Below are 26,561 nucleotides of genomic sequence, written 5' to 3'. Positions count from 1 at the left end.
TGCGAGACACGCAGGGGGAGCGCGGTATGGACGAAGTCAACGATCTCAAGGATTGGATCAACAATCCGCCGATCAGCCGGGGCGCGGCGCCCTTCGTGCTCACCTTCTCGCTGGAGGAGTTCTCGCGCAACCGCGAGGGGCTGGATTTCTTGAAGGCGTTCGCCGATCGCACCGAGCAGTTCGCCAAGGGCCGCGGCTGCGATTTCATCCGCATCTCGATCAGCAACAGCGTGCTGACGGTCTGCGACCAGGAGATGATCGTGGCCGGCGTGGTCTCGGAGATCAAGTTGATCCTGTTGCGCATGATCGGCCGCATGCTGCCGGATTATTTCGGCGCGATCGACACCAACCGGCTGGCGCAGCTCTACGACCTCAGGCGCGACAGGGAGCGCGCGATCCAGGCGATCGAGCGCATGGAGCAGACCGCGGCCGACGTCAACAACCTGTCCAGCATGATGGACCTGTTGATGATGGAGCACATCACCAAGGTCGAGACCAGCCACCGCCAGCTGGGCGATGCGCGCTTCGCTGATCTCTTCGTGCGCAGCCAGCAGATCGCGATCAACGATCCCAACCGCGGGCTCTCGGCGGTGATGACCGAGTTCTTCATCAGTATGTCGGCGATCCGCCAGCACCTTCTGGTCGGCGTCGATATGCGGCACAACAAGAATGTCTTCAACCAGCTGACCGTGACGCTCGACCGCATCCTGCTGAAATGCATCGACCGGGTGCGGCGGCCGGACCAGCGCTGCTCGCTCAACATCAACATCGAGAGCGTGTTCTCGAGCGAGTTCGAGGGTTTCGAGAAGCGTTCCTTGAACTCGCTGCGGCCGTTCAACTTCGAGTTCCGGACCAGCGACGTGATGGCAAACTTCACCGAGTTCAGCGCGGCCCGCGACCTGATCCAGAGCCGTGGCGGCACGATCGCGATTGACGGACTCTCTCCGCAGATGATCGCGATCCTGGACCTGACCCAGCTCGGCGCCAATATGGCGAAGGTGTTCTGGCAGGCGGGCCTGGCGCCCGAGCTGGTGAAGCGCCAGGGGCATCTGGAGCGGCTCCGCAGCCACGGCATCGTGCTGGCGCTGGCGCGGGTTGATGATCCGGAAGGCCTCGCCACCGGGCGAGACTTGAAGTTCGGCCTGCTGCAGGGCTTCGAGATCGATCGCCAACTCGCCACCCCGGCGCCAGTGCCGCTCAACGAGCCGTTCAACCCGAACGCTTGAACTACTCCGCGGCCTGAGGCTGGCGGCGTGGCGCCGCGAACCGCGGCAGTAAGCGCGGAGTCTGCCGTCGCAGGCTGTGGTCGAGATGATAGGCCAGCCATCCGCACGCGACGCCCACGGAGAAGCGCAAGGCCTGAGTGATCGGGTCGAGTTCGCTCCCGTCGAACAGCAGAACCATCGGGATCGTGTGGACGAGGTAGATGTGGTAGCTCGCCGCCGAGACCCGGCGCAGCAATCCGGCGAGCAGGTTCGGCAGCAGGATTTGCACGCGCCAGATCAGCAGCAGGCAGGCGCCGACCAGGATGGCGGCGCGGATCCAAAGTGCCAACGCCTGCCAGGCGCCGGTGAAGAGGATGAATCCGGCCACCGCGACGGCGACCAGACTGAGCGCGGCCTTGGCACGGCGGGTCTCGGCGAAGCAGATCGCCCAGCCGAGCGCCGGCATGTAGAGCAGCATGGTCGTCATCAGGTTCTTCATCTCGCCCGCATCCCAGACCGCCGGGGTGAAATGGCGAAGCGGCAGGGCGAGCGTGGTCGCAATCAGACCGGCCGCGAGCGGATGCGCGGCGATCCGGCGCCGGAGCGGTGCAATCAGGAACAGGCCGGCGGCAACCAGCAGGGTCTGGGCATAAGCCTCGACGAACCAGTAGGTCCAGAGGAAGTCGCCGACGATCTTGTAATCGGCGATGCCGGTGTTGCCGATCAGGAGCAGCGAAGGCCAGAGGAAGCGGTCGGTTGCCAGGCAATAGACCAGGACGATCGGCAGATAGAGCAGGAGATTGACGCCCATCGCCCGCAGCATCGGCGCGACCTTGCCGGCGAAGAGATTGCGCGACTGGAAGCGCGCCATGCTCCAGCCCACCAGGACCAGCAGGGTCGCCGCACCACCCGGGATCGGCCAGAGCGTTGCGTGATGCAGGGCCACCAGCAGAACGGCGCCGGCGCGCAGCAGATGCGCGGCGTCGAGAGCCCTCCAGGCGCCGGGCTTCGGTGCCGCCTTGCCGGCAAGCTCGCCGATGCTGGCGCTCTCCCAGTCCTGGGGCAGGCGGCCGAGATTCTGCTCGAGCGCGAGCGCGATCTGTACATGGGCGAGGGAATCGCCGCCCAGCGAGTTGAAGCTGTCTTCGCGCCGAACGCGGCGCGGAAAGAACGTCGCGGCATAGGCTTCTTGGATCGGCTTGGCGGCAACGGGCGCGGCGACCGCGGCCTCGGTCACCCATCGGGAGACGGCGGCGTAGTCGATCTTGCCCGTCGCGGTGCGCGGCAGCGCGTCGCAGACGGCGATCCGGATCCGGTCGGCGGGGATGCCGGCCTCGCGCGCGATCTGGTCGCGCAGATCCGCGATCGCCGCACGGCCTTCGAGCGCCAGTAGGATCCGGGTATCGTCGCCGGTGACGGCGGCGACATGGCCGTGTCGGCGCAACTGACGTTCCAGGTCATCATGGCCGATGCGGAAGCCGGCGATCTTGGAGAAGCGGGCGCTGCGGCCGACGATGCGGAAGAAGCCCGCGGTGCTTCGGGTTGCGAGATCGCCGGTCTCCAGCCGGTCTCGTGTTGCGCCGCGCGCGAGATCGGCCCGCGTCTCCGCACAGCCCATCATCACGTTCGGACCGGAATAGACCAGTTCGCCGGTGGTGTTGGGGCCGTCGATCGGTCGCCCCGATTCGTCGATCAGCTCGAAACGCCCACCGGGGATGGCGATGCCGATATGGTCGGGATGGGTGAGGGCGGCCTCCGGCGGCAGATAGGCCATGCGCGCCGTCGCCTCGGTCTGGCCGTACATGACGAAGAAGCGGCCGCCGCGCTGCTCCATGAAGCGGGCATAGTCGCGCACCAAATCGGGTGCGAGCGCACCGCCCGCCACCGTCATCAAGCGCAGCGCCGGCATGGCGTGGCCGCGGAGCCCGATCTCTTCGAAGAGTTCGTAGGAATGCGGCACGCCGGCGATGTTGGTGCAGCCCGCCTTGGTCACACAAGCGAGGAAGCCGGGGGAGACGATCGGCTGTGCCGTCACGTAGAGGCTGGCGCCCACCGCGAGATGGGAATGCAGGACCGAAAGGCCGTAGGAGTAGTGCAGCGGCAGCGAGAGCAGGCCACGATCTTCGGGCCGAAGCTCGAGGAATTGCGCGATCGCTTCCGCATTGGCCTGCAGGTTGGTGGCGCTCAGGCGCACAAGCTTCGGACTGCCCAGGCTGCCCGAGGTCGAGAGCAGCAAAGCGAGGTCGGGGTGGAGCTTCGGCGTTGTCGCGCCGGTCGCCTCGAAGCCCTGCTCGGTGAGGCGCAGGCTCGGGCGGAAGCGTTCCTCGATATCGGAAGCCGTGGGACCCGCGGCAATGATCGGGCAGCGCGCCTTCAGCGCGGCGAGGTAAGCGACGATAAAGGGAGTGCTCAGACTGGCGGTTGCGAGGATGAGATGCTGGCCGCCGGTCGCGTCGGCCGCGCGGTCCACCCGCGCCGCGAGTTCGGCATAGGTCACCACGCCGTCGGCATCGGACATTAGGGCCGGCGCATCGCCGAAACGGCCGAGTTGGTCGGCAAAGAACAACGCAATGAGCTCCCGAGGTCAGGGCCTCAGGGATAGCAAATGCGAATTATTCGCACAATCGACGCGACCATCGATCACGCCGCTGTGATCGACAATCTTGAGCAAAATCAACCGGTCGCTCGTGGCCGGGACCCCGCTGGCCAGGCGCTTCAATATTGCTCCGCGTGCTCAGTCATCACAGCGTCGAAGCGACGGCCGTCGCTGAAGACCTTGAGATGCTCCGGCCAGGCGACGCCGGCTTTCAGCATCGGGTCGGGCACGGCACTGCCGATCACTTGCGCGATCGGGATGACGCCCGCCCAGCAGTCGAGCGCGTAGTCCGGCTCGTCGTCCTTCGGCGGGCCGGTGCGGATCTTGGCCGAGGCCTCCTCGATCTTCATGGCGAGCAGGGTGGTGGCTTTCAGCTCCTGCGCTTCGATGCCGCGCATGGTGGCGTTGCGGCCGGGATAGATCCGATCGATGAAGCGGTTGAGCTCGCGCTCCTTTACCACCAGGTCCTCGACCTTGCGCGCCTTGCCGAAGGCCATGACCGAGCGGTAGTTGATCGAGTGGTGGAAGCCGGAGCGCGCCAGCACCAGGCCGTCGAGATGGGTGACGGTGACGCAGACCGGAATGCCTTCCGATTGCGCGCGCAGCATGCGGCTCGCCGAGGAGCCGTGCCAGTAGAGCACGTCGCCGTCGCGCCAGAAGGCGGTCGGCGTGACGTAGGGCTGGCCGTCGATGACATAGGCGATATGGGCCATCATCGCGGCGTCGAGGATCGCATGCACGGTGTCGCGGTCGTAATGGCCGCGCTCGTGCAGGCGCTTCACTTTCGAACGGGCGGTCGGGCTGTAGGCGTTGACGCCGGTATCCATATGGCCAGGCTCCTTGATTTCGGTGCCAGTATCGCGCTTGAGTGGTCCCATGGAAAGCGCCAGTATAAACGTTGTCATGGAACCACTTTCAGGAGGCCGGATGGCGCGGCGCCGCGGCAAGGGCAGTCTGGTCAGCCTGGCGATCCGCCTTGGAACCGGCGAGGGCGGGCTGTCGCGCCAGCTCTACGCGGCGATGCGCGCGGCGATCCTGGAGGGGAGGCTCGGCGCCGGCGACCGCTTGCCGGCGAGCCGGGTGCTGGCCGCCGATCTCGGCGTCTCGCGCAATACGGCCCTCGCGGCGGTCGACCAACTGGTCAGCGAGGGCTATCTCGAAACCCGGCGTGGCTCCGGCTGCTATGTCGCGCGCGACCTGCCCGACGCGCGGCCGACGCCGGTTCCCGCCCGCAATGCGTCCGCCACCAATGCCGGCTTCCGTCTCTCAAAGCGCGGGCGCGGGTTGGCGGCGACGCCGGGCTCGGCTTCGGCGACACGCGGGCGCTGGTATCCCTGTTTCGCGCCGGGGGTGCCGGACAACAGCGACTTTCCCTTCGCGCTCTGGGCCAGGCTGCTGGCGCGGAGCTGGCGGCATCCGGCGAACGACCTGGTGCAAAGCGGCGATCCTGCCGGGCATCCGGACCTGCGCAAGGCGGTCGCGGACTATCTGCGGCAGGCGCGCGGCGTGCGCTGCGAGGCCGAGCATGTGCTGATCCTCTCCGGCATCCGCCAGGCGGTCGATCTGACCTGCCGCCTGTTGCTCGATCCAGGCGACGCGGTCTGGATGGAAAATCCCTGCCATGCCGGGGTGCGCGCGGCGATCGCCGCGGCGGCGGTCAGGATCGTGGATGTCCCGGTCGATGACGACGGCCTCGTCGTCGGGCGCGGCATCGCCAGGGCGCCGAAGGCGCGGCTCGCCTGTGTGGCGCCCTCGCATCAGTATCCGCTGGGCGTCGTGCTTTCCCTGCAACGCAGGCTGCAACTGCTCGCCTGGGCGCGCGAGGCCAGCGCCTGGGTCCTGGAGGACGATTACGACAGCGAGTTCCGCTACGAGGGGAGGCCGCTCGCAACCCTGCAGAGCCTCGATGCCGAGGGCCGCGTCATCTATGTGGGCTCGCTCTCCAAGGTGCTGTTCCCGTCGCTGCGGATCGCCTATCTCGTGGCCCCGCCGGCGCTGGTCGAGGCCTTTCGCCAGGCCCGGGCGGCGATCGATGAGACGCCGCCGATGACGCCGCAGCCGGCCTTGGCCGCTTTCTTTGCCGAGGGCCATCTCGCGGCGCATGTGCGGCGCCAGCGCAAGCGCTATGCGGAGCGCCAGGCGCGGCTGCTCGCCCTGGCGAAGCGCCATCTCGGCGGCTTGCTGGAACTCGCGGCGGATCCCGCCGGTTTGCATCTGGTGGCGCGGCCCTTGGGCGCGTTGGCGCGGATTCCCGACACCGAACTGGCGATGCGCCTGAACGCGGCGGGCATCGTCGCGCCGGCCCTGAGCAGCTATTATTCAGGGGGACGACGCCAATCCGGTCTGCTGCTCGGTTACGCCGCGGTGCCGGATGATCTGATGGAGCCGGCCCTGGAGCGCATGGCGGAGGTGCTCGAAGTATGATGCGGCATTGGAGTTTTCTCGCCATTGGGCTCGTGCTCGCGGCTTGCTCGCAGGCCGACGGCAGCAGTGCCACGGCTTCGAGCGTTCCGGCCGCGCAGCCGACCGGGCCGATGCAAAAGGTGCAGTGGCGGGCGCTGGTCGCTGCCGGCGACGATTCCATTTCGGTCTTCGACAATGCCGTCGATGAAATGACCGGCATCCTCGCGGCGCGCGGGGTTTCGCGGATCGACCGCTTCACCTCGGATCCCACCATGGTCGAGAAGGACCGCATGATCGCCACGGCCGACAGCATGGCCGCGGCGCTCGCTTCCGTGCCGCCAGGACCGCCCCAGGCCTGCCTGGTGTTCCTGACCTCACACGGCACCCGGCACGGCCTGCGGCTGACCGACGATTTCGATCACGACCGCAGCCTCGACCCTTCGGCCCTCGGCCGCATGTTGGATGCGGGTTGCAGCAACATGCCGACGGTCGCGATCGTCTCGGGCTGCTACAGCGGCATCTTCATCGGGCGTGTTACGGAAGCACCCAACCGCATCATCCTGACCGCGGCGCGGGACGACCGAACCTCCTTCGGCTGCAGCGCCGAGGAGCGGCTGACCTATTTCGACGATTGCCTGTTCCAGGCCTGGCCTAAATCGCAGACCTTTGCTGGACTGTTTCGCGCGACCGAGGCCTGCGTGCGGGCGAAGGAGAACGCGCTCGGCATGGTGCCGCATTCCGAGCCGCAGGCCTGGTTCGGCGACCGGGTCACGAACCTGCTGTTGCCCTAAGGGTTCAGTGGCCGCGCTTCTTGCGAGTGCGTGCGGCTTTCTTGGCTGACGCCTTGCGGGCGGCCTTCGGGCGCGCGGCCGAGGCCTTGCCGCCGCGCTTGCCGCCCTTCTTCGCCGGCTTCTTGTTGGTCTTCTTGCCGCGGCCCGAGCCGCCTTCCTTCTTGCCGCCGTGATCCATCGCATTGACCGTGGCCCAGGCCCGGCGCTCGGCTTCCTTCTTGCCGGTGCCGCGCTTCTCGTAGCCTTCCTCGATATGTTCGGCCTTGCGCTTCTGCTTGTCGGTGTATTTCGCCTTGCTGCCGCGGGCCATGAGGCACTCCTGTTGCGGTTTCGCTCCTGAAGTCAAAGCGTCAGCAGATGCAGGGTTCCCCGGCGCGCTGCGCTGTCAGCGGCCGGCGCGCAGCATGCTGATGAGGCCGCCGGCCATGGCGAAGGCCGCGGCGAGTGCCAAGCCGATGCGCGGCGCATCCGCGATCGGCAGCAGGCTGAACAGCACCAGCATCAGCACGCCGCCGGCGGTCTGGCCGGAGAGGCGCGCCATGCCCTGCATGCCGCCGGCAGCGCCGCTGCGTTCCTTCGGCGCCGAGAGCAGCATGTTGCGGTTGTTCGGCGTTTGGAAGAAGCCGAAACCGAGACCGCCCAGCATCATGAAGGGGATCAGCGGCAGCAGGCTGTCCTGCAGCGGCCAGAACGCGGTCATTGCCAGGCCGGCGGCGAGACAGGTGCCGCCGAAGGCGCAGAGCGCACCGGTCGAGAAGCGATCGGACAGCCGGCCGGAGAGCGGCCCGGCGATCGCGACGGTCAGCGGCCAGGGCGTCAGATACAGGCCTGCCATGACGGCGCTCTGCCCCAATTCGTGCTGCAAGTAGAAGGGCAGGGCCACCAGGCTCGCCATCTGCCCGGTGAAGCAGCAGATCGAGGCGAGCACCGAGATGCGGAACGACGGCACCCGCAGCAGGTCGAAGGGAATCATCGGATGAGAACGCGGCAACTCGCGGCGGATCAGGGCGACGGCGCCGATTGCGGCCACGGCCAGCAGCGCGATTCCGCGTCCCATATCGGTGACGACCTGGTCGATGCCGACGATCAGCGCGCCGAAGACGATGGCATTCAGGGCGACGCTGACGCGATCGACGCGACGTCCCGAACCTGGCGCCGACGGCAGCGCGCCGGCGGCCAGCAGGATCACCGCGCCCAACGGGATGTTGATGGCGAAGAGCCACTGCCAGCTTGAGACCGCGAGGATGGCGGCGCCGATCGAGGGGCCCGCGGCGGCGGTCAGGGCGATGGTCAGCGCGTTCCAGCCGATCGCCGCCCCCAACAGCTGCTTCGGGTAGATGAAGCGCAGCAGGGCCACGCCGATCGCCATCACGCCCGCGCTGCCGACGCCCTGCAGGAAGCGCGCGGCCACCAGCCAGGCGAGCGAGGGCGCCAGCGCGCACAAGGCCGAAGCGGCGGCGAAGACGGCGACGCCGGCGATGAAGACCCGGCGATAGCCGAAGCTCTCGCCCGCCGCGCCAGCGGGCAGCAGGAACATGACGATCGCCGCCTGATAGCTGGTGACCACCCAGACCGACGCGCTCGGCGCGATGCGCAGGGTATCGGCGATGGTGGGCAGCGCCAGGTTGGCGATGGCGATGTCGAGCACCACCAGGACGAAGGCGGTCAGCACTGCCACCATCGCCCAGTAGCGGCGCGGGGTCGGCAGGCCATCGGCCTCGGCCGCCGGCGGGGCGGCGGTGCGATCGGCCGGGATGCGGGGCAGGGTGGCTTGGTCGGCGGAGGGGGACATGGCGGCTCTTTCGCTGTTCTCCCTGGCAAAATAGCCAGCGTCGGAAGGTCCGGAAGGCGCGCCGGCCGCAGTTCATCCCTGCACAGGACGCCAGGTGTCCCCCATGGCACCCGGCGCCAGGCGCATGTTACCGTCAGGCATGAGCGAGATCGATTTCAACCTGCTGACCGCCCTGGAAGCGCTGTTGGCGGAGGGTTCCGTGGCTGGCGCCGCCCGGCGGCTGGGCCTCAGCGAATCCGCGATGAGCCGGACCCTGGCGCGGCTGCGCGCGGCGACCGGCGATCCCATCCTGGTGCGGGCCGGCCGCGACATGGTGCCGACTCCGCGCGCCGAGGCGATGCGCCGCGAGGTCGGCACGCTGACCCAGGCAGTGCGGTCGGTGTTGCAGCCAGACGGCGCCGCCTTCGACCCGGCCGGGCTCGAGCGCATCTTCAACCTCCGCGCCAATGAGAGTTTCGCCGAGACCTTCGGCGCGCGCCTGGTTTCCGCGGCTGCGGCGGCCGCGCCGGGCGTGCGGCTCAACTTCACGCCGAAGCCCGACAAGAGCGTGACGCCGTTGCGCGAAGGCGTGATCGACCTCGACATCGGCGTCATGGGCCACGAGGCCGGGCCGGAAGTGCGGGTGCAGGCGCTGTTCCGCGACCGCTTTGTCGGGGTCGCGCGGAAGGATCATCCCCTGCTCGCCGGGAGGATCACGGCGCAGCGCTTCGCTGATTGCGGCCATGTGGTGAGTTCGCGCCGCGGCCATCGCGACGGCCCGGTCGATGCGGCGCTCGCCGCGCAGGGCGTGACGCGGCGCGTGGCGGCGGTGGTGCAGAGTTTCCCGGCGGCACTCGCGATCGTCTGCCGGTCGGACCTGCTCTCGGTGGTACCGGAAACCTATCTCAAGGCCGTCGCCGAGCGGCGCGACGATCTCCGCGCCTTCCCGCTGCCGGTCGAGACCGCGCCGATCACCATTTCGCAGATGTGGCACCCGCGCATGGAAGCCGATCCCGGCCATCGCTGGTTGCGCGGGGTGATGCTGGAGACGTGCGGAACGCGACCGTGATCGCTGTATCCTGCAGATGATCCTATAGCGAAGTGCCGCATTCGACGCAAAACTTCGCTCGTGGCGTTCGAAGCGGCTTGCCGCAGGTTCGACAGATTGGGCCATAGAGGCAGAGTCTATGATGCCTTAGAGCGTCGACGTTGGTTTCTCGGCGTCCTGTCAGCTTGAAATAGAGGTCGAGCGCCTCTTGCTCCAAGTACCCCCGCGACTCCGAGAGGCTACTGCCGTCGTTTCTGCCGTGGTGCTGCCTGTGGTAACTCACCGCTTCCAGGCATTTGCCCAGCGGCGCCCATTCTCGTTCGTCGAGCATGGGAACGTCTTGCTTGCATTGCCAACAATAGATTGTCTTCGGCATGCACGGCGCCGCTCACCCGCACTTCGAATAGCCGCAGCTGGTGCAGAGGTCGCAGCCTTCCTGGCGGATGAGCGAGGGCGAGCCGCATTTCGGGCAGTGCGGTAGCTTCCTTCCGCCGGCATCGCCGTTGCCCTGGCCGTCGGCGAGGTTGGCGACCTTGCGGGCCACCATGCGGTCGAGCTCGGCGCGGTCCTTGGCGGGATCGGGCAGGAAGCCGATGTTGATCATGTGGCGCTCGATCACGTTGCCGATCGCGGCCAGCAGCGACGGCACGTAGCGGCCTTCCATCCAGGAACCGCCACGCGGGTCGAACACGGCCTTGAGCTCCTCGGCGACGAAGGAGACGTCGCCGCCGCGGCGGAACACGGCGCTGATCATGCGCGTCAAGCCGACGGTCCAGGCGTAATGCTCCATGTTCTTCGAGTTGATGAAGACCTCGAAGGGCCGGCGGCGGCCGTCCTGGATGATGTCGTTGATGGTCACATAGATCGCGTGGTCGCTCTCCGGCCAGCGGATCTTGTAGGTCGAGCCCGGCAGCGCTTCCGGCCGGTCGAGCGGCTGGGTCATGTAGACCACGCCGCCAGCTTCGTAGACGTCCTCGGGCTTGTGCTCGACGCGCTTGGGCAAAGGCAACTCGGCCTGCGCCGGAACGAGCTCGGTCTTCGGTTTGGTCTCCAGCACCGCGCCGGTGATCTCGTTCGGGCGATAGGTGGTGCAGCCCTTGCAGCCGCTCTCGTAAGCGAGAGTGTAGATGTCCTTGAAATCTTCGAAGGGCAGCTCGACCGGCACGTTGATGGTCTTGGAGATGGCACTATCGACGAATTTCTGCACCGCCGCCTGCATGATCACATGATCGGCCGGGGTGAGCGACTGCGCATCCACGAAAGCCTCGGGCAAGGGCGTGGTCTCGCCCTTCAGGCGCCGGAACAGGCGGTAGGCGTGATCGGAGACTTCCTCGGCCTGGCGTGACCCATCCGGGAGGAGGATGTTGCGCGTGTAGCTGAAGCTGAACACCGGCTCCAGGCCCGAGGAGACGTTGTCGGCGAAGATCGAGATCGTGCCGGTGGGCGCGATCGAGGTGAGCAACCCGTTGCGCATGCCGTGTTGCGCGATCGCCGCGCGCACGTCCTCGTCCAGGCCCTGCACGTTCTCGCCAGCCAGGAACTTCTCCCGGTCGAAGAGCGGGAAGGGGCCTTTCTCGGCGGCGAGCTCGGTCGAGGCCAGATAGGCCGCCCGCTCGATCGCCTTCATCCACTGGCCGGTCAGCTGCACCGCCGCCTTGCTGCCGTAGCGGGCGTTGCACATGATCAGCGCATCGGCGAGGCCGGTGACGCCGAGCCCGATCCGGCGCTTCGCCTTGGCTTCGGCGAGCTGCTGCTCCAGCGGGAAATTGGAGACGTCGATCGCATCGTCCAGCATGCGGATCGCCGTCCGTACCAGCTCGTCGAGCGCGGCGAGGTCGACTTCGGCATCACCCTCGAACGGCCGTGTCACCAGAGCTGCCAGATTGACCGAACCCAGCAGGCAGGCGCCATAGGGCGGCAAGGGCTGTTCGCCGCAAGGGTTCGTGGCCTGGATGGATTCGCAGTAATAGAGGTTGTTCCGCTTGTTGATGCGGTCGATGAAGATCACGCCGGGCTCGGCCGAGGCATAGGTCGAGCGCATGATCTTGTCCCAGAGGTCGCGGGCCTGCACGACCTTGTAGGTGACGCCCTTGAACTTCAACTCCCAGGGCCGGTCTTCCTTGATCGCCTGCATGAAATCATCGGTCGCGAGGACCGAGAGATTGAACATGCGCAGGCGGCCGGGCTGATGCTTGGCCTCGATGAAGGCCTCGATATCCGGGTGGTCGCAGCGCAAGGTCGCCATCATGGCGCCGCGCCTGTGTCCCGCGGACATGATGGTGCGGCACATCGCGTCCCAGACGTCCATGAAGGAGAGCGGGCCGGAAGCATCCGCGCCGACGCCTTTGACCGGGGCGCCCTTGGGGCGGAGGGTGGAGAAGTCGTAACCGATGCCGCCGCCTTGCTGCATGGTGAGGGCGGCCTCGCGCAGATGCTCGAAGATCCCGCTCATGTCGTCCGGGACCGTGCCCATTACGAAGCAATTGAACAGCGTCACGCTGCGCTTGGCGCCGGCGCCGGCGATGATCCGGCCGGCGGGGAGGAACTTGAAATCCGCCATGGCGGCGGTGAAGCGGTCCGCCAGCTCGGCGCGCCGCGACTCGGGCTCGGCCTCCGCCAGCGCTTCCGCCACGCGCCGCCAGGTGTCCTCGATCGTCTTATCGACCGGGGCGCCGTCGGGCCCTTTCAGGCGGTATTTCATGTCCCAGATCTGCTGGGAGATGGCGGCCACTTGCGGCATGGGATGCTCTTAATCCGGTGTTCAAATGGGCCGGGATTTTAGCGCAGAGCAGGCCCCAGCGCTAAGGCTAAAGTTCTCAAACTGTTCCCGCTGTTTCGCGCTAAACCATCCACAGAGTTCAGCGGCATAGCCTTTTGAATCTAAGCTATCTTTTGATGAAAGCAACTCCTGTCCACAGGCTGTGGGCGGAGTTGTCCCCGGGACTATCGCCGGTCGCCCTGGAAGAGCGCCGTGGCGGCCGGCTCGATCCGGTTCTCGAGCTCCTTCATGAAGGCCTTGCGGTCGAGGCCGGGCGGGATCGGCGGCAGGATTTCGACCAGGATCGTCCCCGGCCGCTTGAGGAAGGAGCGCCGGCCCCAGAACAGGCCGGAGTTCAGCGCCACCGGAACGACCGGGACCTTCTGCTGGGTGTAGAGCGCGGCGACGCCCGGCTGGTAGGGCCGGGTCTGGCCGGGGGCGACCCGGGTCCCCTCGGGGAAGATCAGGATCGAACGGCCACTCTCCAGGGTCTCGGTCGCCTGGCGGGCCATCCGGCGCAGGGCGCTGGCGCCGCCCTTGCGATCGACCGCAATCATGCCGGACTTCCGCATGAACCAGCCGAACAGCGGGATCGAGAGCAGTTCCTTCTTCAGCACGAAAGCCGGGAAATCGAGATAGCGGGAGAGGAACAGGGTCTCCCAGGCCGATTGATGCTTGGCCGCATAGATCGCCGGGGTGCCGGGCAGGTGCTCGGTGCCGGTGACGCGATAGTCGATGCCGGCGACATGCTTCAGGAGCCAGAGGGTGCCGTCGATCCAGATCCCGCCCGCGGCCTGCACCGCGCGCCGGGAGGCGAACAGCAGCGGCAGGCAGACGATGTGCATCCCGACGGACCAGAGCCCGTAGAGCAGGTTGAACAGGACGGAGCGCAGGACGATGGCCACGCCGGCCGGTGCGGCGCCGTTCATCACAGGCTGGGCCATGCGAACGACCATCCCGAGGTCCAGCGCTGCACCAGCTCCGGCAGCGAGCGCGCGAGGGCGACCAGGTATTTGTGATATTCGTTGATCAGCAGCAGCAGGGTGCGCGGCTTCACGAACCAGTGCGGGTCGCGCACCTCGCTTGGGAAGACCGGATTCGGCACCACGGAGATCGTCGGCGCCTTGCGCCGGAATTCCAGCAGGCTCCGCAGCATATGATAGTTCGCCGTCACCAGGCGCACCGACTTGGCGCCGTTACTGCGCAGCCATTCGGCGCTCTCGTCGGCGTTGCCGACCGTGTTGCCGGCTTCGTAGCCCAAGGTCACGCAGCAGGCGAGCTCCTCGGCGCTGGGCACGCTGTCGCGCTGCTCGCCCAGCCGGTCGATCAGCTCGGGCAGCGTGACGCCGGGGGCGACGCCGGAGATCAGCAGGCGCTTGGAGAGGCCGCGGTCTACCAGGCGGAAGCCTTCGGCCAGGCGGTCGCCGCCGCCGGTCAGGACGATGATCGCGTCGGTCTTGCTCTCGCTGTCGATCTTCGAGGCCTGGCCCGGGATCACGGCGATGAAGGCGAGCAGGCCGATCAGCCAGAACGTCAGCACGCCCAGCAGCAGGTGCGCCAGGCGCCATCCCCAGCCGCGCCGGCGCTGGTTGGGCGCGTCGCGGAAATTGATGCGGGAGGAGCTGCGGGCCATCGCCATGATTTACGGCATTCTTGCCAGCGACCGCATTACGGTGCGGCGCGCCGTGAACATGGCGAGCAAGGCCACCACCAGCGGCAGGGCGCCGAGCACGACCCATTGCCAGGGCAGCAGGCGGAAATCGAAGCTCAAGCCGGGATTGGCCGCATCGAGGCTGTAGGCGACCACGCGGCCAATGCCGAGCAAGGTCGCAGCGCCGAAGCCCAGCCCGACGATGCCACCCAGGATCCCGAGCTTCAGCGCCTGGGCCTGGAACTGGCGCGCGATGTATTGGTCCGGCGCGCCGATCAGATGCACCACTTCGATCACGCCGCGATGGGTGGCGAGGCCGGTGCGGGTCACGAAGATCACGGTCAGCGCGGCGGCAGCGAGGGCAAGCGCGCTCAGGGCAGCCGCCAATGCCTGCAGCGAGCGCAGGAAGCCGAGCGCGTCGGCGACCCAGTCGCCATGGTCGTCGACCTGCGCCGCAGGCACTATCTGCTGCAGCTTCTCGCGCAGGCCGGCGAGGTCGATCGTGGCATCGGTGCGCCGGGTCACCGCGATCATGGTCGGCAAGGGCACGTCGAGCTGGCCGGCATCGGGGCCGAGCCAGGGCTCGAGCAGGGCGGCGATCTGGCTGTCCTCCAGGACGGTCGCACCGGTGACGCCTGGGGTGCCGGTGACCAGCTCCATCGCCTGGTCGAGTTGCTCCGCCCGTTTCTCGGTCTCGAGCTCGGCCGGGAAGGGGAGTTCGACGGTCAGGTTGCCGGCGAGACCCTGGCGCCAGCGCTCGGCGACGCGATCGACGGTCAGCGCCGCCGCGACCGCGATGACGCAGAGATAGGTCATGAAGCCGATGATCCAGGGCAGGAAGCGCGCCGAGGCGTCGCGGTTCAAGGGAAGGTCGCTGCGCCCGAACATCAGGCTGCACCCGGGCGTCGCGCGGGACTGGGCGCCGCGGGTATGCCGCCGGCCGCGCCCGAAGACGGGAAGGCGGTCATCGGCCGCGGGTCGAATACGCGGATCGAGCCCTCCTCGATCCGGAGCTGGCGATGGCTGAAGCGGCTGACCAGGGTATCGTTATGGGTGGCGATCACGACCGTCGTGCCGAGGCGGTTGAGCTCCTCGAACAGATACATGAGACGGAGCCCGATCACATCATCGACGTTGCCGGTCGGTTCATCGGCGAGCAGCAGGCTGGGGCGCGCGATCACCGCCCGGGCGATCGAGACCCGTTGCTGCTGGCCGCCGGAAAGAGTCGCGGGCAGGGCGTCAAGATGTTCCTTCAGACCGACCCAGGCGAGGAGTTCGGTCACATGCTTCTTGATCTCGGCCTCGCGCACGCCGGCGATGCGCAGGGGCAGCGCCACGTTGTCGAAGGTGGAGAGATGCTCGATCAGGCGGAAGTCCTGGAACACCACGCCGATCCGCCGCCGCAGGGCCGGCATCTCGGCGCGGCTCAGGGACGCCACGTCGCGGCCGAACAGCGAGACCGTGCCGCGGATCGGCCGCAGGCCCAGATACATCACTTTCAGCATGGAGGATTTGCCGGCGCCGCTGCGGCCCACCAGGAAATGGAAGGAGCCGGGCGCCAGCGTGAAAGTGACGTCGCGTAGAATCGGCGGGCCGGCACTGTATTGCACCGCGACCCCATCGAACAGAATCACGGTCGTCCGTCCCGTGCGGGCCTGTGGAAAAAGAGCCACCCTAAGGCAGCTCTGGCAAAATGACACAGGCCGTTTCGGCTCGTCCAGTCTTGCCTGGACCGGTGCGCGTCGCGCCATCCCTGGCCGCGAGTCGCTCTAGGTTCGGGGCGGCCCTCGCCTTGCAGGAGCCAGATCGAGGTCCTATAACGACCTGTCATCGTAAAATCATGCGAGTCGAGTCGTGATCGTCAGTTGTCCCGCCTGCGCGACCCGCTTCTCGTTGGATGCCTCGCTGCTGGGACCGAACGGGCGCAACGTGCGCTGCGCGAAGTGCGGGCATCGCTGGCGCCAGGAGCCGCCGACGCCGATCGAGCCCCTGCCGCCGGTCGAGCTGGAGACGCCGGCGCAAGAGCCGCCGGGGATGGCGCCCGGCCTCGCGGCCCTGCTCAGCGGACGCGAGCAGCAGCAGAAGCCGGTCTCCCAGGTCGTGGTGCCGCCGAAGCTCAAGCCGGCGCAGCCCAAGCGCAAGGTCGGGCTCTGGCCCTGGATCCTGCTGCTCGGCATCGTCTGCGGCCTCGGCGTTGCCGCCTATATCTACCAGGGGCCGATCGCGCGCATGTTCCCGGCCGCGCAATCGATCTTCGACCTGCTCGGCGCCGGCGAGAGCGATGCCGCACGGGTGCTGCAAATCGGCAACGTGAAGTCCGAGCAGCGCTCCGGCCTGACGTCGGTTCGCGCCGACATCTTCAATCCGACCGATTATCCCCTGGCGGTTCCGCCGCTCATGGTGACCGCGCTCGATTCCGACAAGCAACCGATCGGCGCCGGCTTCCAGTTCCGCACGCAGGAATCCGAGATTGCACCCGGTGAGACGATCACCTTTCGCATTCTTTACGAAAACCCGCCGAAGGGCATGCGCGGCATCATCGTCACCTTCGGTCGCCTGCAGCCGAAGAGCTAGAAGCCACAACAACGCCACAATCGTGAACGCAGGCCTTGCCTCGCAAGGCCGTGGAACCACACGAGGTTGTGCGCGTTTACGGGTGCGCTCACCAATTTTTAACGGCTGAAGGCTACTCTTCCAGGGTGTATCGGAGTCGACGCGAGTCGCAGCTGGCTCGGCCAGATTCAAGCGGTTACGGGTTTGTTTACCTTAACGACTCGGATGCGAAGGCGGCGAAGCCCCGGAATGACAACGAGAGTGAAGACACAGTGATGAAATTCGGTGGTGGTCAGACCCTGACCGGTGGACGGTCCGCGATGGCTTCTATCCTGGTGGCCGAGGACGATCAGGCGGTGCGCGATTTCGTGTCGCGGGCGCTGGCCTATTACGGCCATAGCGTGACCTCGGTGCCGGATGGCAGCGCCGCGCTCGCGGCTTTGGCCGAGCGCCGTTTCGACCTGATGCTGACCGATATCGTCATGCCGGGTCTCGACGGCGTCGCCCTCGCCGCCCAGGCCAGCAAGCAGGACCCGGCCATGCCGGTCCTGATGATGACCGGCTTCGCCAGCGAAGGCCAGCGCGCGCAAACTGCCGCCGGCCCGGTCGAGCGCGTCATCTCGAAGCCGTTCTCGCTGAAGGAAATCTGTGCCGCGGTCGAAGAGGCGCTTGCCGCCCGGCGCGGCAAAGTGCACTGACGTTTCATTCATAGAATCTGAGAACGCCGCGGGCTGGATCAGCCTGCGGCGTTTTCGTTTGCGCGCTCGGTGCTTTTCAGTGCTGGGAGATCGTCGCGACCTCAGAACTGCTTTAGCAGGCGGTCCAGGTAGTCGCGCTCGTCGCGCGGGCGGGCGGGATCGTTGCGGCGGTCGCGCAGTTCTTCGAAGATCTGGCGGGCGCGTTCCATCTCCGACTGGTCCGGTACCTTCACGCCGGTGGTGTTGACCGAGTTGCCGCCGGCGGCATCCTCGCGCGGCGTGGTGCGGCCGAAGGGATCCATCGGGTCGCGCTGGCCGGGGCCGCGGTTCATGCCGGCCTGCATCTGCTGCTGCATCTGCTGCATGCTCTGTTGCATCTGGCTGAGCGCCTGGCTCTGCGCCTCGCCGGCGCCCTCGAAGTCGCCCTTCTTCAGCGCATCGACGGCGCGGCGCATCGACTGCTCGGCCTGGCCCATCGATTGCGGCATGTCGCCGGTCATGTTACCCAAGTCGCGCATCAGCTTGCCGAGGTCCTGGCGCAGGCTTTCCTGCTCCCCGGCCTGGGGCTGGCCGTTCATCTGCTGGCCTTCGCCCTGCTGCTGGCCGCGCTGCATGCGGAAGCTGTCCTGAAGCAGCTTATCCTGCTGCTGCTGCATGCGCATCAGGTCGTTCATCATCTTCTGCGCCTGATTGCCCTGCTGGCCCATCGGCATCGGGATGCCGGCCTGCAGGTTCTCCAGCATCTGTTGCAGCCGGTCGAGCATCTGCTTGGCGGATTCGCGCGAGCCGCTCTGGGCCATGCGCCGCGCGTCGTTCAACATCTTATTCAGGTCCTGCTGCGACAGCTTCAGGCCATTGGGCGAAAGGCGCTGCATCTGCATGCCGTTCTTCATCGCCTCCTGGAGCTGCTGGCGCATGTTCTCCAGGTATTTGTTCATCGCCTCCTGTACCTGGTTCATCAGGCGCTCGATCTCTTCCTGGCTGGCGCCGTTGTTAAGCGCCTCCTCGAGCCGGCGCTGCATCTCGCGCAACTCGCGCATCGCCAACGAGACGCCCCCATCCTCGAGCGCGAGCGCGGTGTCCCAGAGCTGTTCTTCGATCTTCGACAGCTCATCCTTGGAAAGTGCATCCGCCGAGAGCCTGCGCCAGGCGAGATTCAGCGAGAGGAACACCGCGACATCGCCGTCATAGGCCTCGGGCTGGGCGTTCAAGCCGCGCAAAGCCTCGGCGACGGTGTCCTTGGAGTCCGGGTCGCGCGCCAGTTTCTTGCGCTGCTCGATGATGGCGCGGGCGACCGGGTTGTAGAACTTGCGCTCCGGCAGCGTGATGGTCACCGGCGGGGAGGCGCCGATCTGGCCCTGGGCGTCGCGCGCCACCAGTCGGATCTCGACCTCGAGGCCGGACCAGGGATGCGCGGTCAGGTCCTGGTAGGAATAGGCCTTCATTTCCTTGGCATCGAGCTGCGGAATCGGCAGGTTGAGCTCGAGGCTCTCCTTGTTCGGGCTGTCCTTGGCGAGCTGGATGACCGCCTTCACGCTGTGGATGCCGTAATCGTCCTTGGCGGTGTAGTCGAGCCGCAGCACACCGCGATCGGTGGCGCTGGGATCGGTGGCAAAGGCGATGCTCGGCGGCTGATCCGGCATCACCTTGATCCGCCAGCGGGCGAGGGTGTCGCCGTCGGCTTCGATCGCGATCTCGTCGCCGGACTGGATCTTGCCTTCGATCCGCTGGGTGATCGCGTCCAGCATCTCGAAATCCCGGCTCTGACCGTTGGCCAGCAGCACCGCCTTGGCGCCGATGCCTTCGGCCTGCGCCAGGATCTTGCTGCCCGCGGGTACGGTGAGCGGGGGCGACTCGCCGCTTTCGAGCTGCACGGTGCTGGAAAGACTGATCGGCGCCATGCGGGTGTATTCGGGCGGGGTCAGCCAAGCCTCGACCTTGGATGTCTCGGTCTGGGTGAAGGCGGAGAAGTTCGGGTGCGTCGCCTGGACCAGGCGCTTCTGCCAGCTGTCGCCGGCGACGAAGATGCTGATCACCAGCGCCAGCAGCACGACCGCGCGCAGGCCGTAGGGATCCTTGGCGGCGACGGTGCCGCGCGGCAGGCCGAGGAAGGGAACGCCGATCGAGGCGATCAGGCGGTGGCGATAGCTTTTCCACAAGCCCACCGAGTCGGCGTCGATCAGGTTCGAGGCCTGGGCGTCGGTCAGATGGGTGATCGGACGGTGGGTGAAGCCGCTGTCGGTCTCGACCCGGCGCACCGCCTCGCCGCCGTCGGGCAGCCGGAAGCCGCGGAAGCCGTACCAAAGCGCCGCCAGGAAGCCCAAGCCGCAGAGGATCAGCAGGATCAGCTGCGGCCAGGCGGGCAGCAGGCGCGGGACGCCGAAGAGAGCGAGGGCGACGCAGGTGCCGGCCACCAGGAAGGCCGGCAGCACGGCGGGCAGCAACCGTTCCAGCAACAGCCAGAGCCAGGCGGCCGAGACATAGGCCCGAATCCGCAGCGGCAGCGCATCGGCGCCGCGCTGCGCCGATCCCGCCTTGCGATCCTGATCGAGAACTGAGCGCCGCTGCCCTTCAGCCAAGGGCGATCCTCCTGCCCGGTTCGCCTACCCGACGATATGGGGTGACTTTACCCTATAACCATGCCGGAACAACATCCTGGCCGATCAAAGTGTCATAACTGAGGCGCGGCCGGACCACCGCGAAATCTCCGCCTTTAACCATCACTTCCGGGGCCAGCGGCCGGGTGTTGTAGGTAGAAGCCATGACCGCGCCATAGGCTCCCGCCGTCATGAAGGCAATGAGATCGCCCGGCGAAACCGGCGGCATAGGCCGCTGTTCGGCGAAAAGATCGCCGCTTTCGCAGATCGGGCCGACCACATCGACCCGCTCGACCGGCGCGTCGCTTTCGGGGGCCCTGACCGGCAGGATCTCGTGATAGGCGTCGTAGAGCGCCGGGCGAATGAGATCGTTCATTGCCCCATCGACGATCACGAATTTGCGACTGACCCCCGCCTTCACGTTGATCACCCGCGCCAGCAGCAGCCCGGCGTCGCCGACGATGCTGCGCCCGGGCTCCATCTCGAGCTGAACGCCGAGATTGCCGACCGTCTCCATGACCGCGGTGGTGTAGTCGTCTACCGAGATGGTCTGCTCGCCGCGATAGGCGACGCCGATGCCGCCGCCCAGGTCGATGCGACTGACCTTCAGCCCGGCGCCGCGCAGCTGGCGCGTCAGCTCCGCGAGCTTGCCGAAGGCCGACCGATAGGGCGCGATGTCGAGCAGCTGCGAACCGATATGGCAGGCCAGCCCGATGATCTCGATTCCCGGCAGCTTCGCCGCCTCGGCATAGATCTCGGCGGCATGGGCGATGTCGATGCCGAACTTGTTCTCCGACTTGCCGGTCGAGATCTTGGCATGGGTCTTGGCATCGACGTCGGGATTGATGCGCAACACCGCCGGCGCTCGTCTGCCCAGGCTCAAGGCGGTTTCGTTGAGCGTCAGCAGTTCGCCGCGGGATTCGACGTTGAACTGATGGATGCCGGCCTCAAGCGCTGCCACCATCTCGTCGCGGGTCTTGCCGACGCCGGCGAAGACGATGTCATGCGCGGCGATGCCGGCCTTCAGCGCGCGGTACATCTCGCCGACGGAGACCACGTCGGCGCCGGCGCCGAGCTTGCCCAGGGTCGCGATCACGGCCTGGTTGGAATTGGCCTTCACCGAGTAATAGATCCGCGCGTTCAAGCCCGAGAGGCTCTTGGCATAGCGCTCATAGCGCTCGGTGATCGCGGCAGAGGAATAGACGTAGCAGGGCGTGCCCACTTCCTCGGCGATCCGGCGCAGCGGAACGTCTTCGGCGTAGAGTTCGCCGTCCTTGTGATGAAACGGATTCATTGATTCTCTGATTCTAGGGATCTCAACCGCTGAAGACTCCGGTCTGGGGGTCGGAGGATTGCGGATAGGTGTTCGGATAGTCGTCCTTCTGCCCCTTGGGCAAGGTCGGGTCGCCCTTCTTGCCGCAGGCGACCAGGGATGTCGCCACGGCCAGCGCCAGCAGGAGCGCCACGAAGCTGTGCAGTCTCATAGGAAGCGCTCCCGCATGTTCATAGAAAGCGCTCCCGCGCCTGGGCGGCCGCCTTGCGCACGTTGTCGGGCGCGGTGCCGCCGAAGCTGGTGCGGCTCGCGACCGAATGTTCGGGGGTGAGGACCGAATAGACGTCGTCGGTAATCCGGGCGTCGATCGAGCGCATCTCGTCGAGGCTCAGCTTCTCCAGCGCGGTCTCCTTGGATTCCGCCAGCCGCACCAACTCGCCGGTGACGTGGTGAGCGGCGCGGAACGGCAGGCCGAGCTTCCTGACCAGCCAGTCGGCGAGATCGGTCGCGGTGATGAAGCCGGTCTCGGTCGCGGTCTTCATACGCGCCGGATTGGGCTGCATGTCGCGCACCATGCCGGCGGTCGCCGCCAGCCCCAGGCGCACCGTGTCGGTCGCGGCGAAGGTCGGCGCCTTGTCGTCCTGCATGTCCTTGCCGTAGGTCAGCGGCAGGCCCTTCATCACGATCAGCAGCTGCGTCAGCATGCCGATCACATGGCCGGCTTTCGCGCGCACCAGCTCGGCCGCATCCGGGTTGCGCTTCTGCGGCATGATCGAGGAGCCGGTGGTGAAGGCATCCGAGAGCGCCACGAAGCGAAAACCGTCGCTGGTCCAGAGCACCATCTCCTCGGCGAAGCGGGAGAGATGGATGGCGATGATCGAAAGGGCCGAGAGATATTCCAGCGCGAAGTCGCGGTCGGACACGGAATCCAGCGAGTTGGCGGTCGGGCGGTCGAAGCCCAGCGCCTTCGCGGTCTGGTGGCGGTCGATCGGAAACGACGTGCCGCAGAGCGCCGCGGCGCCGAGCGGCGATTCATTCAGCCGCTTCCTGGCATCCGCTAGGCGAGAGACGTCGCGGCCGAACATCTCGACATAGGCCAGCAAGTGATGGCCGAAAGTGGTGGGCTGCGCCGGCTGCAGGTGGGTGAAGCCCGGCATCAGGGTCGCCGAATGCTCTTCCGCGCGATCGATCAGGGCGCCCAGCAGGTCCTTCAAATCGAGGGTGACCTCGTCGCAGGCACGGCGCACCCAGAGCCGGAAATCGGTCGCCACCTGGTCGTTGCGGGAGCGGGCGGTGTGCAGCCGGCCGGCGGCGTCGCCGATCAGCGCCCTAAGCCGCACCTCGATATTGGTGTGGATGTCCTCCAGCGCCGCGTCGAACTTGAAGTCGCCGGCGTCGATCTCGGCGCGGATCGCCTGCAGGCCTCCGGCGATGGCGGCGCCGTCCTCCCGGGAGATGATGCCGCGCTCGGCCAGCATGGCGGCATGGGCCAGGGAGCCGGCAATGTCCTCGCGATAAAGCCTTTTATCCACATCGATCGAGGCGTTAATCTCCTGCATCACGGCCGAGGGGCCGGCGGCGAAACGCCCGCCCCACATGCGGGTTGCCGCTTCGTCGCTCCCCGAATGGGTTGGGGCCGGTTTGGTAGGATTCTGTTGCGTCATGGCCTCGATCTTCTCGATCTTCACTCGTATGGCTCGCCTTTCCGCCTTCGTCGCCATCGCCCTTTGGGGGGCAACGGCCGGCGCGGCGGAACCGCCCAAATTTGCCGGAATCTCCGCCGACTTTAGCCCGATCGACCCGCCGGAGCAAATCGCCGCGCCCAATTTCCAGGACAAAATGGGCCAGTCGGTCAGCCTCGATGCCTTCAAGGGCAAGGTCGTGGTCCTGAACTTCTGGGCCACCTGGTGTCCGCCCTGCGTGGCCGAGATGCCGGCCCTGGACAAGCTGCAATCCGAGCTGGGCGGCAAGGATTTTGCTGTGGTCGCGGTCTCCACCGACCGCCAGGGAATCAAGAAATCGGCGCCGTTCTACCGCCGGGCGGGGATCAAGAATCTCGCCCTCTACAACGACACCCGCGGCAACCTGCAAGAAGCCTTCCAGGCGAAGAGCCTGCCGCTCACCGTCGTGATCGACCGCGAGGGGCGGGTGGTGGGACGGATCGAAGGTGCCGCGCAATGGGATTCCGCGGAGGCCAAGGCGCTGATCGCGCATTACCTCAAAGGCAATGCTTCGTGACGGCACTCGCTGTGTCGCGCACCAAAGTCCTGGTTCCGGTGCTGATCGCCATTCTGCTCGCAATCGGCGCCGGCGGATACTGGTACTGGCAAATGTCCTCGGCACCGCTGGCACCCAGCGGCGTGGCGGCGGGCGCGCTGCCCGAGGGCTTCAAGCCGATGGACCCGCCGATGCAGATGGGCGGCTTCGCCTTCCAGGACGCCGACGGCAACACCGTGCGGCTTTCCGACTTCAAGGGACGGCCCGTCCTGCTCAACATCTGGGCCAAGTGGTGCGCGCCCTGCCTTGCGGAGATGCCGAAGCTCAACCAGCTCCAGGCCGCGTCCGCGCCGGGCACGCTCGCCGTGGTCGCGGTCGCGGTTGATGAGCCGGACCCTGCAAAGGTGCGCAACTTCCTGGCCAACCGGCGCTGGGATGCGCTGAAACCCTATCTCGACCCGAAGAATGTCTTTGCGAAGGCCCTGGAGATCAAGGCGATCCCGGTCTCGCTGCTGATCGACAAGAACGGCTATGCCCTGGTGCGGGTCGATGCGCCGGTCGACTGGTACAGTGACGAGGCGATCCGCCTGCTGAAGCAGACGATCCTCTAGCGCCACATAAGGGGACCCTGGTGACCATCCTCTTCGAATGCGGGATCGTCTTGCTGCTGATCCTGCTCAACGCCTTCTTCGCCATGTCGGAGCTCGCCATCGTCTCGTCGCGGCGGCCGCGGCTGCAGAAGCTGGCCGAGCGCGGTCACAAGGGCGCGGCGCTGGCCTTGAAGCTGTCCGAGGATCCGGGCCAGTTCCTCTCGGCGGTGCAGATCGGCATCACCCTGATCGGCATTGTCGCCGGTGCCTATTCCGGCGCGACGCTGGCTGAGCCCTTCGCGGCCACCCTACGCGAGACCTTTCCGTTCCTCGGCACGATGGCGGACGACGCGGCGCTGGTGATCGTGGTTTCGATCATCACCTACCTCTCGCTGGTGATCGGCGAACTGGTGCCGAAGCGCCTCGCCATGAACCATGCCGAGGGCATCGCCGCCGTGGTCAGCCGGCCGATCGCGCTGCTGGCCAAGATCGGCACGCCGGTGGTCTGGCTGCTGCAGCGCTCGACCGAGCTCCTCGTGCGCCTGCTCGGCGGTCACAAGGAGCGCGAGGGCGTCACCCACGAGGAGGTGAAGACCCTGATCGCCGAAGGGGCCGAGCAGGGTGGGATCGAGGAGTCCGAGCGCCACATGCTGGAAGGCGTGTTCGCGCTCGGCGATCTGTCGGTGCGCCAGATCATGACGCCGCGGCCCGATGTGGAATGGATTTCCAAGCAGGATTCGCGCGAGGACGTGCTGCAGACCCTGGCCACCGCCAGGCATTCGCGCCTGCTGCTCTGCGGCGAGGAACTCGACGACATCGTCGGCATGGTGCGGATGCGCGACCTGATGAACCAGCTGGCGGCCGGGCAGGCGATCGATCTCGAGGCCGCCTGCAGCCAGGTGCTGAGCATCCACGAGACCACGACGGCGCTGCGGCTGCTTGAGCTGTTTCGCAACGCGCCGTCGCATCTCGCCGTGGTGCTCGATGAGTACGGCTCGTTGGAAGGCGTGGTGACGCCGAGCGACGTGCTCTCGGCGGTCACCGGCCAGCTGCTGGAATCCAGCGACGAGGCGACCAATGTCGTGAAGCGCGCGGACGGCACCTGGCTGGTGGACGGACGGGTCCGCGTGGTCGATGCCGAGCGCGCGGTCGGCGCCTTCGAATGGTCGGGCCGGAACTATACCACGGTCGCCGGCCTGGTGCTGGACCGCCTGGGCCATGTGCCGAAGACCGGCGAGAAGGTCGCCATCGGCGCCTTCACCCTGGAGGTCGTGGACATGGACGGCCGGCGCATCGACAAGCTGCTGGTCTCCAAGCAGCCGGATGCCTAGGCCGATAGCTTAGGCCGTTCGGGTCAATGCGAGTGCCGGTGGTGCAAATCGGGGTAATGCGGGTGGCGGTGGATCAGCCGCCCATGGCGATGCTTGTGCACATGGGGCTCGGGTGGCGTGCCGGGGGCATGGTCGTGCTGGTGGTGGGCGTCATGCACATGGACATGCTCATGCTCCATCGGATCGTGCACATGCTCGTGCTGATGCTGCTCGGTCAGGTGCAGCCAGAGGCCGATCGCCATCAGCAGGCCGCCGGCGAGGAAGGCGAGGCCGATCGGCTCGCCCAGGAACAGGATCGCGACCCCGGCGCCTATGAAGGGCGCCAGTGCGTAATAGGCGCCGGTGCGCGCCGTGCCGAGATGCCGGAGCGCCAGTACGAACAGAGTCAGCGAGACGCCGTAGCTGAAGAAGCCGAGCAAGCCGGCGCCGGCCAGCGCGGCGATCGAGGGCAAGGGCGCACCCAGGCTGAAGGCGATCGCGACGTTGACGATGCCGGCGGCGAGACCCTTCAGCATGGCGATCTGCATGGGATCGGCGGCCGAGACCTTGCGGGTGAAGTTATTGTCGATCGCCCAGGCGAGACAGGCGCCGGCGATCAGCAGCGGTCCGCCTAGTGCATCCGGGCTGAAGCCGATAGAAGCATCCTCCGGCCAGGTCAGCACCAGCGCGCCGGCGACGATCGCGGTCGCGCCGAGCAGAAGACGCCGGTCGACATTCTCCTTGAACACGATCCAGGCGATGCCGAGGGTCAGCACGCTTTCGAGGTTGAGCAGCAGAGAGGCTTCGGAGGCCGTGCTCTGCGCCAGGCCGAAGACCAGCAGGACCGGGCCGATGACGCCGCCCGAAAGCACCGCCGCGCCGAACCAGGGCAGGTCGCGGCGGCTCAGGCCCGCTTCGGTGGAGCGCCGCACCCGCCGCACCAGAGCGAGGCCGAGCCCGGAGCCGCAATAGAGCAGGCCGGCCAGCAGCCAGGGCGAGATCTCACCCAGCAGGAGCTTCGCCAGGGGTGCACTGATGCCGAACAAGGCGGCGGAAAGCAGGGCATAGAGGATCCCGGTCATCGGGCAAGCCTACCGCAT

Annotated in this window: 23 protein-coding genes; 9 read left to right on the top strand and 14 right to left on the bottom strand. The window is 67.0% G+C overall.

Features of this window, described 5'->3' with window-relative positions:
• The first annotated feature begins 26 nt into the window (after window positions 1-26).
• Window positions 27-1,226: a hypothetical protein gene (locus ACYQ4T_RS08850; RefSeq protein WP_459852703.1), complete on the top strand. Its 1,200-nt coding sequence runs from the start codon at window positions 27-29 to the stop codon at window positions 1,224-1,226.
• Between the two features lies 1 nt (window position 1,227).
• On the opposite strand, the gene ACYQ4T_RS08845 is transcribed toward ACYQ4T_RS08850, so the two are convergent.
• Both ACYQ4T_RS08845 and ACYQ4T_RS08840 read right to left on the bottom strand, forming a co-directional pair.
• Window positions 1,228-3,771 (bottom strand): AMP-binding protein, encoded by a 2,544-nt coding sequence (locus ACYQ4T_RS08845; RefSeq protein ID WP_459852701.1) that lies wholly within the window; start codon window positions 3,769-3,771, stop codon window positions 1,228-1,230.
• 149 nt (window positions 3,772-3,920) lie between these two features.
• Window positions 3,921-4,706 carry a pyridoxamine 5'-phosphate oxidase family protein gene (locus ACYQ4T_RS08840; protein ID WP_459852698.1) on the bottom strand — a complete coding sequence of 262 codons (786 nt, stop codon included), beginning with the start codon at window positions 4,704-4,706 and terminating at the stop codon, window positions 3,921-3,923.
• Window positions 4,707-4,728: 22 nt separating this feature from the next.
• Between ACYQ4T_RS08840 and pdxR the strand changes: the two genes are divergently transcribed.
• The gene (gene pdxR, locus ACYQ4T_RS08835; RefSeq protein WP_459852696.1) at window positions 4,729-6,225 is read left to right on the top strand and encodes a MocR-like pyridoxine biosynthesis transcription factor PdxR; all 1,497 of its coding nucleotides are present in this window, start codon (window positions 4,729-4,731) and stop codon (window positions 6,223-6,225) included.
• Window positions 6,222-6,995: a C13 family peptidase gene (locus tag ACYQ4T_RS08830; protein ID WP_459852694.1), complete on the top strand. Its 774-nt coding sequence runs from the start codon at window positions 6,222-6,224 to the stop codon at window positions 6,993-6,995. The genes pdxR and ACYQ4T_RS08830 overlap by 4 nt, the downstream gene beginning before the upstream one ends.
• Window positions 6,996-6,999: 4 nt before the next feature.
• Here ACYQ4T_RS08830 and ACYQ4T_RS08825 read toward each other — a convergent pair whose 3' ends face one another.
• Window positions 7,000-7,305: a hypothetical protein gene (locus tag ACYQ4T_RS08825; protein ID WP_459852691.1), complete on the bottom strand. Its 306-nt coding sequence runs from the start codon at window positions 7,303-7,305 to the stop codon at window positions 7,000-7,002.
• A gap of 75 nt (window positions 7,306-7,380) precedes the next feature.
• A complete protein-coding gene (locus tag ACYQ4T_RS08820; RefSeq protein WP_459852689.1) occupies window positions 7,381-8,787 on the bottom strand; it encodes an MFS transporter in 1,407 nt (468 codons plus the stop codon).
• 139 nt (window positions 8,788-8,926) lie between these two features.
• Between ACYQ4T_RS08820 and ACYQ4T_RS08815 the strand changes: the two genes are divergently transcribed.
• Entirely contained in the window at window positions 8,927-9,835 is a 909-nt protein-coding gene (locus tag ACYQ4T_RS08815; protein WP_459852687.1) for a LysR family transcriptional regulator, read from the top strand.
• 367 nt (window positions 9,836-10,202) lie between these two features.
• On the opposite strand, the gene ACYQ4T_RS08810 is transcribed toward ACYQ4T_RS08815, so the two are convergent.
• From ACYQ4T_RS08810 to ftsE, 5 genes are all read right to left on the bottom strand, one after another.
• Window positions 10,203-12,554, bottom strand: a complete 2,352-nt coding sequence (locus ACYQ4T_RS08810; protein WP_459852684.1) for an adenosylcobalamin-dependent ribonucleoside-diphosphate reductase — start codon at window positions 12,552-12,554, stop codon at window positions 10,203-10,205.
• Between the two features lie 203 nt (window positions 12,555-12,757).
• Window positions 12,758-13,516, bottom strand: coding sequence for a lysophospholipid acyltransferase family protein (locus ACYQ4T_RS08805; RefSeq protein WP_459852682.1), 759 nt, complete (start codon window positions 13,514-13,516; stop codon window positions 12,758-12,760).
• Window positions 13,501-14,211: a YdcF family protein gene (locus ACYQ4T_RS08800; RefSeq protein WP_459852680.1), complete on the bottom strand. Its 711-nt coding sequence runs from the start codon at window positions 14,209-14,211 to the stop codon at window positions 13,501-13,503. The genes ACYQ4T_RS08805 and ACYQ4T_RS08800 overlap by 16 nt, the downstream gene beginning before the upstream one ends.
• A gap of 3 nt (window positions 14,212-14,214) precedes the next feature.
• Window positions 14,215-15,111 (bottom strand): cell division protein FtsX, encoded by an 897-nt coding sequence (locus ACYQ4T_RS08795; protein WP_459852678.1) that lies wholly within the window; start codon window positions 15,109-15,111, stop codon window positions 14,215-14,217.
• Window positions 15,111-15,857, bottom strand: coding sequence for a cell division ATP-binding protein FtsE (gene ftsE, locus ACYQ4T_RS08790; RefSeq protein WP_459852675.1), 747 nt, complete (start codon window positions 15,855-15,857; stop codon window positions 15,111-15,113). Before ftsE ends, ACYQ4T_RS08795 begins: the two co-directional genes overlap by 1 nt.
• A 220-nt stretch (window positions 15,858-16,077) precedes the next feature.
• Here ftsE and ACYQ4T_RS08785 point away from each other — a divergent pair, with 220 nt between their 5' ends.
• Both ACYQ4T_RS08785 and ACYQ4T_RS08780 read left to right on the top strand, forming a co-directional pair.
• Window positions 16,078-16,797 (top strand): zinc-ribbon domain-containing protein, encoded by a 720-nt coding sequence (locus tag ACYQ4T_RS08785; RefSeq protein WP_459852672.1) that lies wholly within the window; start codon window positions 16,078-16,080, stop codon window positions 16,795-16,797.
• A gap of 299 nt (window positions 16,798-17,096) precedes the next feature.
• Window positions 17,097-17,474 carry a response regulator gene (locus ACYQ4T_RS08780; protein WP_459852670.1) on the top strand — a complete coding sequence of 126 codons (378 nt, stop codon included), beginning with the start codon at window positions 17,097-17,099 and terminating at the stop codon, window positions 17,472-17,474.
• A 101-nt stretch (window positions 17,475-17,575) separates the two neighbouring features.
• Here ACYQ4T_RS08780 and ACYQ4T_RS08775 read toward each other — a convergent pair whose 3' ends face one another.
• From ACYQ4T_RS08775 to argH, 4 genes are read right to left on the bottom strand one after another with little or no spacing between them, the layout of a single operon-like run.
• Window positions 17,576-20,053 carry a TIGR02302 family protein gene (locus ACYQ4T_RS08775; RefSeq protein ID WP_459852668.1) on the bottom strand — a complete coding sequence of 826 codons (2,478 nt, stop codon included), beginning with the start codon at window positions 20,051-20,053 and terminating at the stop codon, window positions 17,576-17,578.
• 52 nt (window positions 20,054-20,105) lie between these two features.
• Window positions 20,106-21,365, bottom strand: coding sequence for a diaminopimelate decarboxylase (gene lysA / locus ACYQ4T_RS08770; protein ID WP_459852665.1), 1,260 nt, complete (start codon window positions 21,363-21,365; stop codon window positions 20,106-20,108).
• A gap of 22 nt (window positions 21,366-21,387) precedes the next feature.
• A complete protein-coding gene (gene lptM, locus ACYQ4T_RS08765; RefSeq protein ID WP_459852662.1) occupies window positions 21,388-21,555 on the bottom strand; it encodes an LPS translocon maturation chaperone LptM in 168 nt (55 codons plus the stop codon).
• A 19-nt stretch (window positions 21,556-21,574) separates the two neighbouring features.
• A complete protein-coding gene (argH, locus tag ACYQ4T_RS08760) occupies window positions 21,575-23,008 on the bottom strand; it encodes an argininosuccinate lyase (protein WP_459855157.1) in 1,434 nt (477 codons plus the stop codon).
• On the opposite strand from argH, the gene ACYQ4T_RS08755 reads away from it, so the two are divergent.
• Genes ACYQ4T_RS08755 through ACYQ4T_RS08745 form a run of 3 tightly spaced genes read left to right on the top strand, consistent with a single transcriptional unit; the run spans window position 23,007 to window position 25,482 of the window.
• A complete protein-coding gene (locus ACYQ4T_RS08755) occupies window positions 23,007-23,582 on the top strand; it encodes a TlpA disulfide reductase family protein (protein WP_459852660.1) in 576 nt (191 codons plus the stop codon). The genes argH and ACYQ4T_RS08755 overlap by 2 nt on opposite strands.
• Entirely contained in the window at window positions 23,579-24,172 is a 594-nt protein-coding gene (locus ACYQ4T_RS08750; protein WP_459852657.1) for a TlpA disulfide reductase family protein, read from the top strand. Before ACYQ4T_RS08755 ends, ACYQ4T_RS08750 begins: the two co-directional genes overlap by 4 nt.
• A 20-nt stretch (window positions 24,173-24,192) precedes the next feature.
• Window positions 24,193-25,482, top strand: a complete 1,290-nt coding sequence (locus ACYQ4T_RS08745) for a hemolysin family protein (RefSeq protein WP_459852654.1) — start codon at window positions 24,193-24,195, stop codon at window positions 25,480-25,482.
• A 23-nt stretch (window positions 25,483-25,505) separates the two neighbouring features.
• Here ACYQ4T_RS08745 and ACYQ4T_RS08740 read toward each other — a convergent pair whose 3' ends face one another.
• Complete coding sequence (locus ACYQ4T_RS08740; protein WP_459852652.1) at window positions 25,506-26,543, bottom strand: DMT family transporter; 1,038 nt, start codon at window positions 26,541-26,543, stop codon at window positions 25,506-25,508.
• Between the last annotated feature and the right edge of the window lie 18 nt (window positions 26,544-26,561).

This window comes from Dongia sp. agr-C8, assembly GCF_054658695.1.
Note: the sequence above shows the minus strand (reverse complement) of the source record. Positions and strands in the feature narration are given on the sequence as shown.

Bases quoted from the DNA above. Each gene is read 5' to 3' on its own strand.
- ACYQ4T_RS08820 (WP_459852689.1), bottom strand. From the start codon at position 8,787: ATGTCCCCCTCCGCCGACCAAGCCACCCTGCCCCGCATCCCGGCCGAT.
- ACYQ4T_RS08850 (WP_459852703.1), top strand. From the start codon at position 27: ATGGACGAAGTCAACGATCTCAAGGATTGGATCAACAATCCGCCGATC.
- pdxR (WP_459852696.1), top strand. From the start codon at position 4,729: ATGGCGCGGCGCCGCGGCAAGGGCAGTCTGGTCAGCCTGGCGATCCGC.
- ACYQ4T_RS08755 (WP_459852660.1), top strand. From the start codon at position 23,007: ATGGCCTCGATCTTCTCGATCTTCACTCGTATGGCTCGCCTTTCCGCC.
- ACYQ4T_RS08805 (WP_459852682.1), bottom strand. From the start codon at position 13,516: ATGGCCCAGCCTGTGATGAACGGCGCCGCACCGGCCGGCGTGGCCATC.
- argH (WP_459855157.1), bottom strand. From the start codon at position 23,008: ATGACGCAACAGAATCCTACCAAACCGGCCCCAACCCATTCGGGGAGC.
- ACYQ4T_RS08840 (WP_459852698.1), bottom strand. From the start codon at position 4,706: ATGACAACGTTTATACTGGCGCTTTCCATGGGACCACTCAAGCGCGAT.
- lysA (WP_459852665.1), bottom strand. From the start codon at position 21,365: ATGAATCCGTTTCATCACAAGGACGGCGAACTCTACGCCGAAGACGTT.
- ACYQ4T_RS08830 (WP_459852694.1), top strand. From the start codon at position 6,222: ATGATGCGGCATTGGAGTTTTCTCGCCATTGGGCTCGTGCTCGCGGCT.
- ACYQ4T_RS08780 (WP_459852670.1), top strand. From the start codon at position 17,097: ATGGCTTCTATCCTGGTGGCCGAGGACGATCAGGCGGTGCGCGATTTC.
- ACYQ4T_RS08740 (WP_459852652.1), bottom strand. From the start codon at position 26,543: ATGACCGGGATCCTCTATGCCCTGCTTTCCGCCGCCTTGTTCGGCATC.
- ACYQ4T_RS08795 (WP_459852678.1), bottom strand. From the start codon at position 15,111: ATGTTCGGGCGCAGCGACCTTCCCTTGAACCGCGACGCCTCGGCGCGC.
- ACYQ4T_RS08815 (WP_459852687.1), top strand. From the start codon at position 8,927: ATGAGCGAGATCGATTTCAACCTGCTGACCGCCCTGGAAGCGCTGTTG.
- ACYQ4T_RS08825 (WP_459852691.1), bottom strand. From the start codon at position 7,305: ATGGCCCGCGGCAGCAAGGCGAAATACACCGACAAGCAGAAGCGCAAG.
- ACYQ4T_RS08810 (WP_459852684.1), bottom strand. From the start codon at position 12,554: ATGCCGCAAGTGGCCGCCATCTCCCAGCAGATCTGGGACATGAAATAC.
- lptM (WP_459852662.1), bottom strand. From the start codon at position 21,555: ATGAGACTGCACAGCTTCGTGGCGCTCCTGCTGGCGCTGGCCGTGGCG.
- ACYQ4T_RS08800 (WP_459852680.1), bottom strand. From the start codon at position 14,211: ATGGCGATGGCCCGCAGCTCCTCCCGCATCAATTTCCGCGACGCGCCC.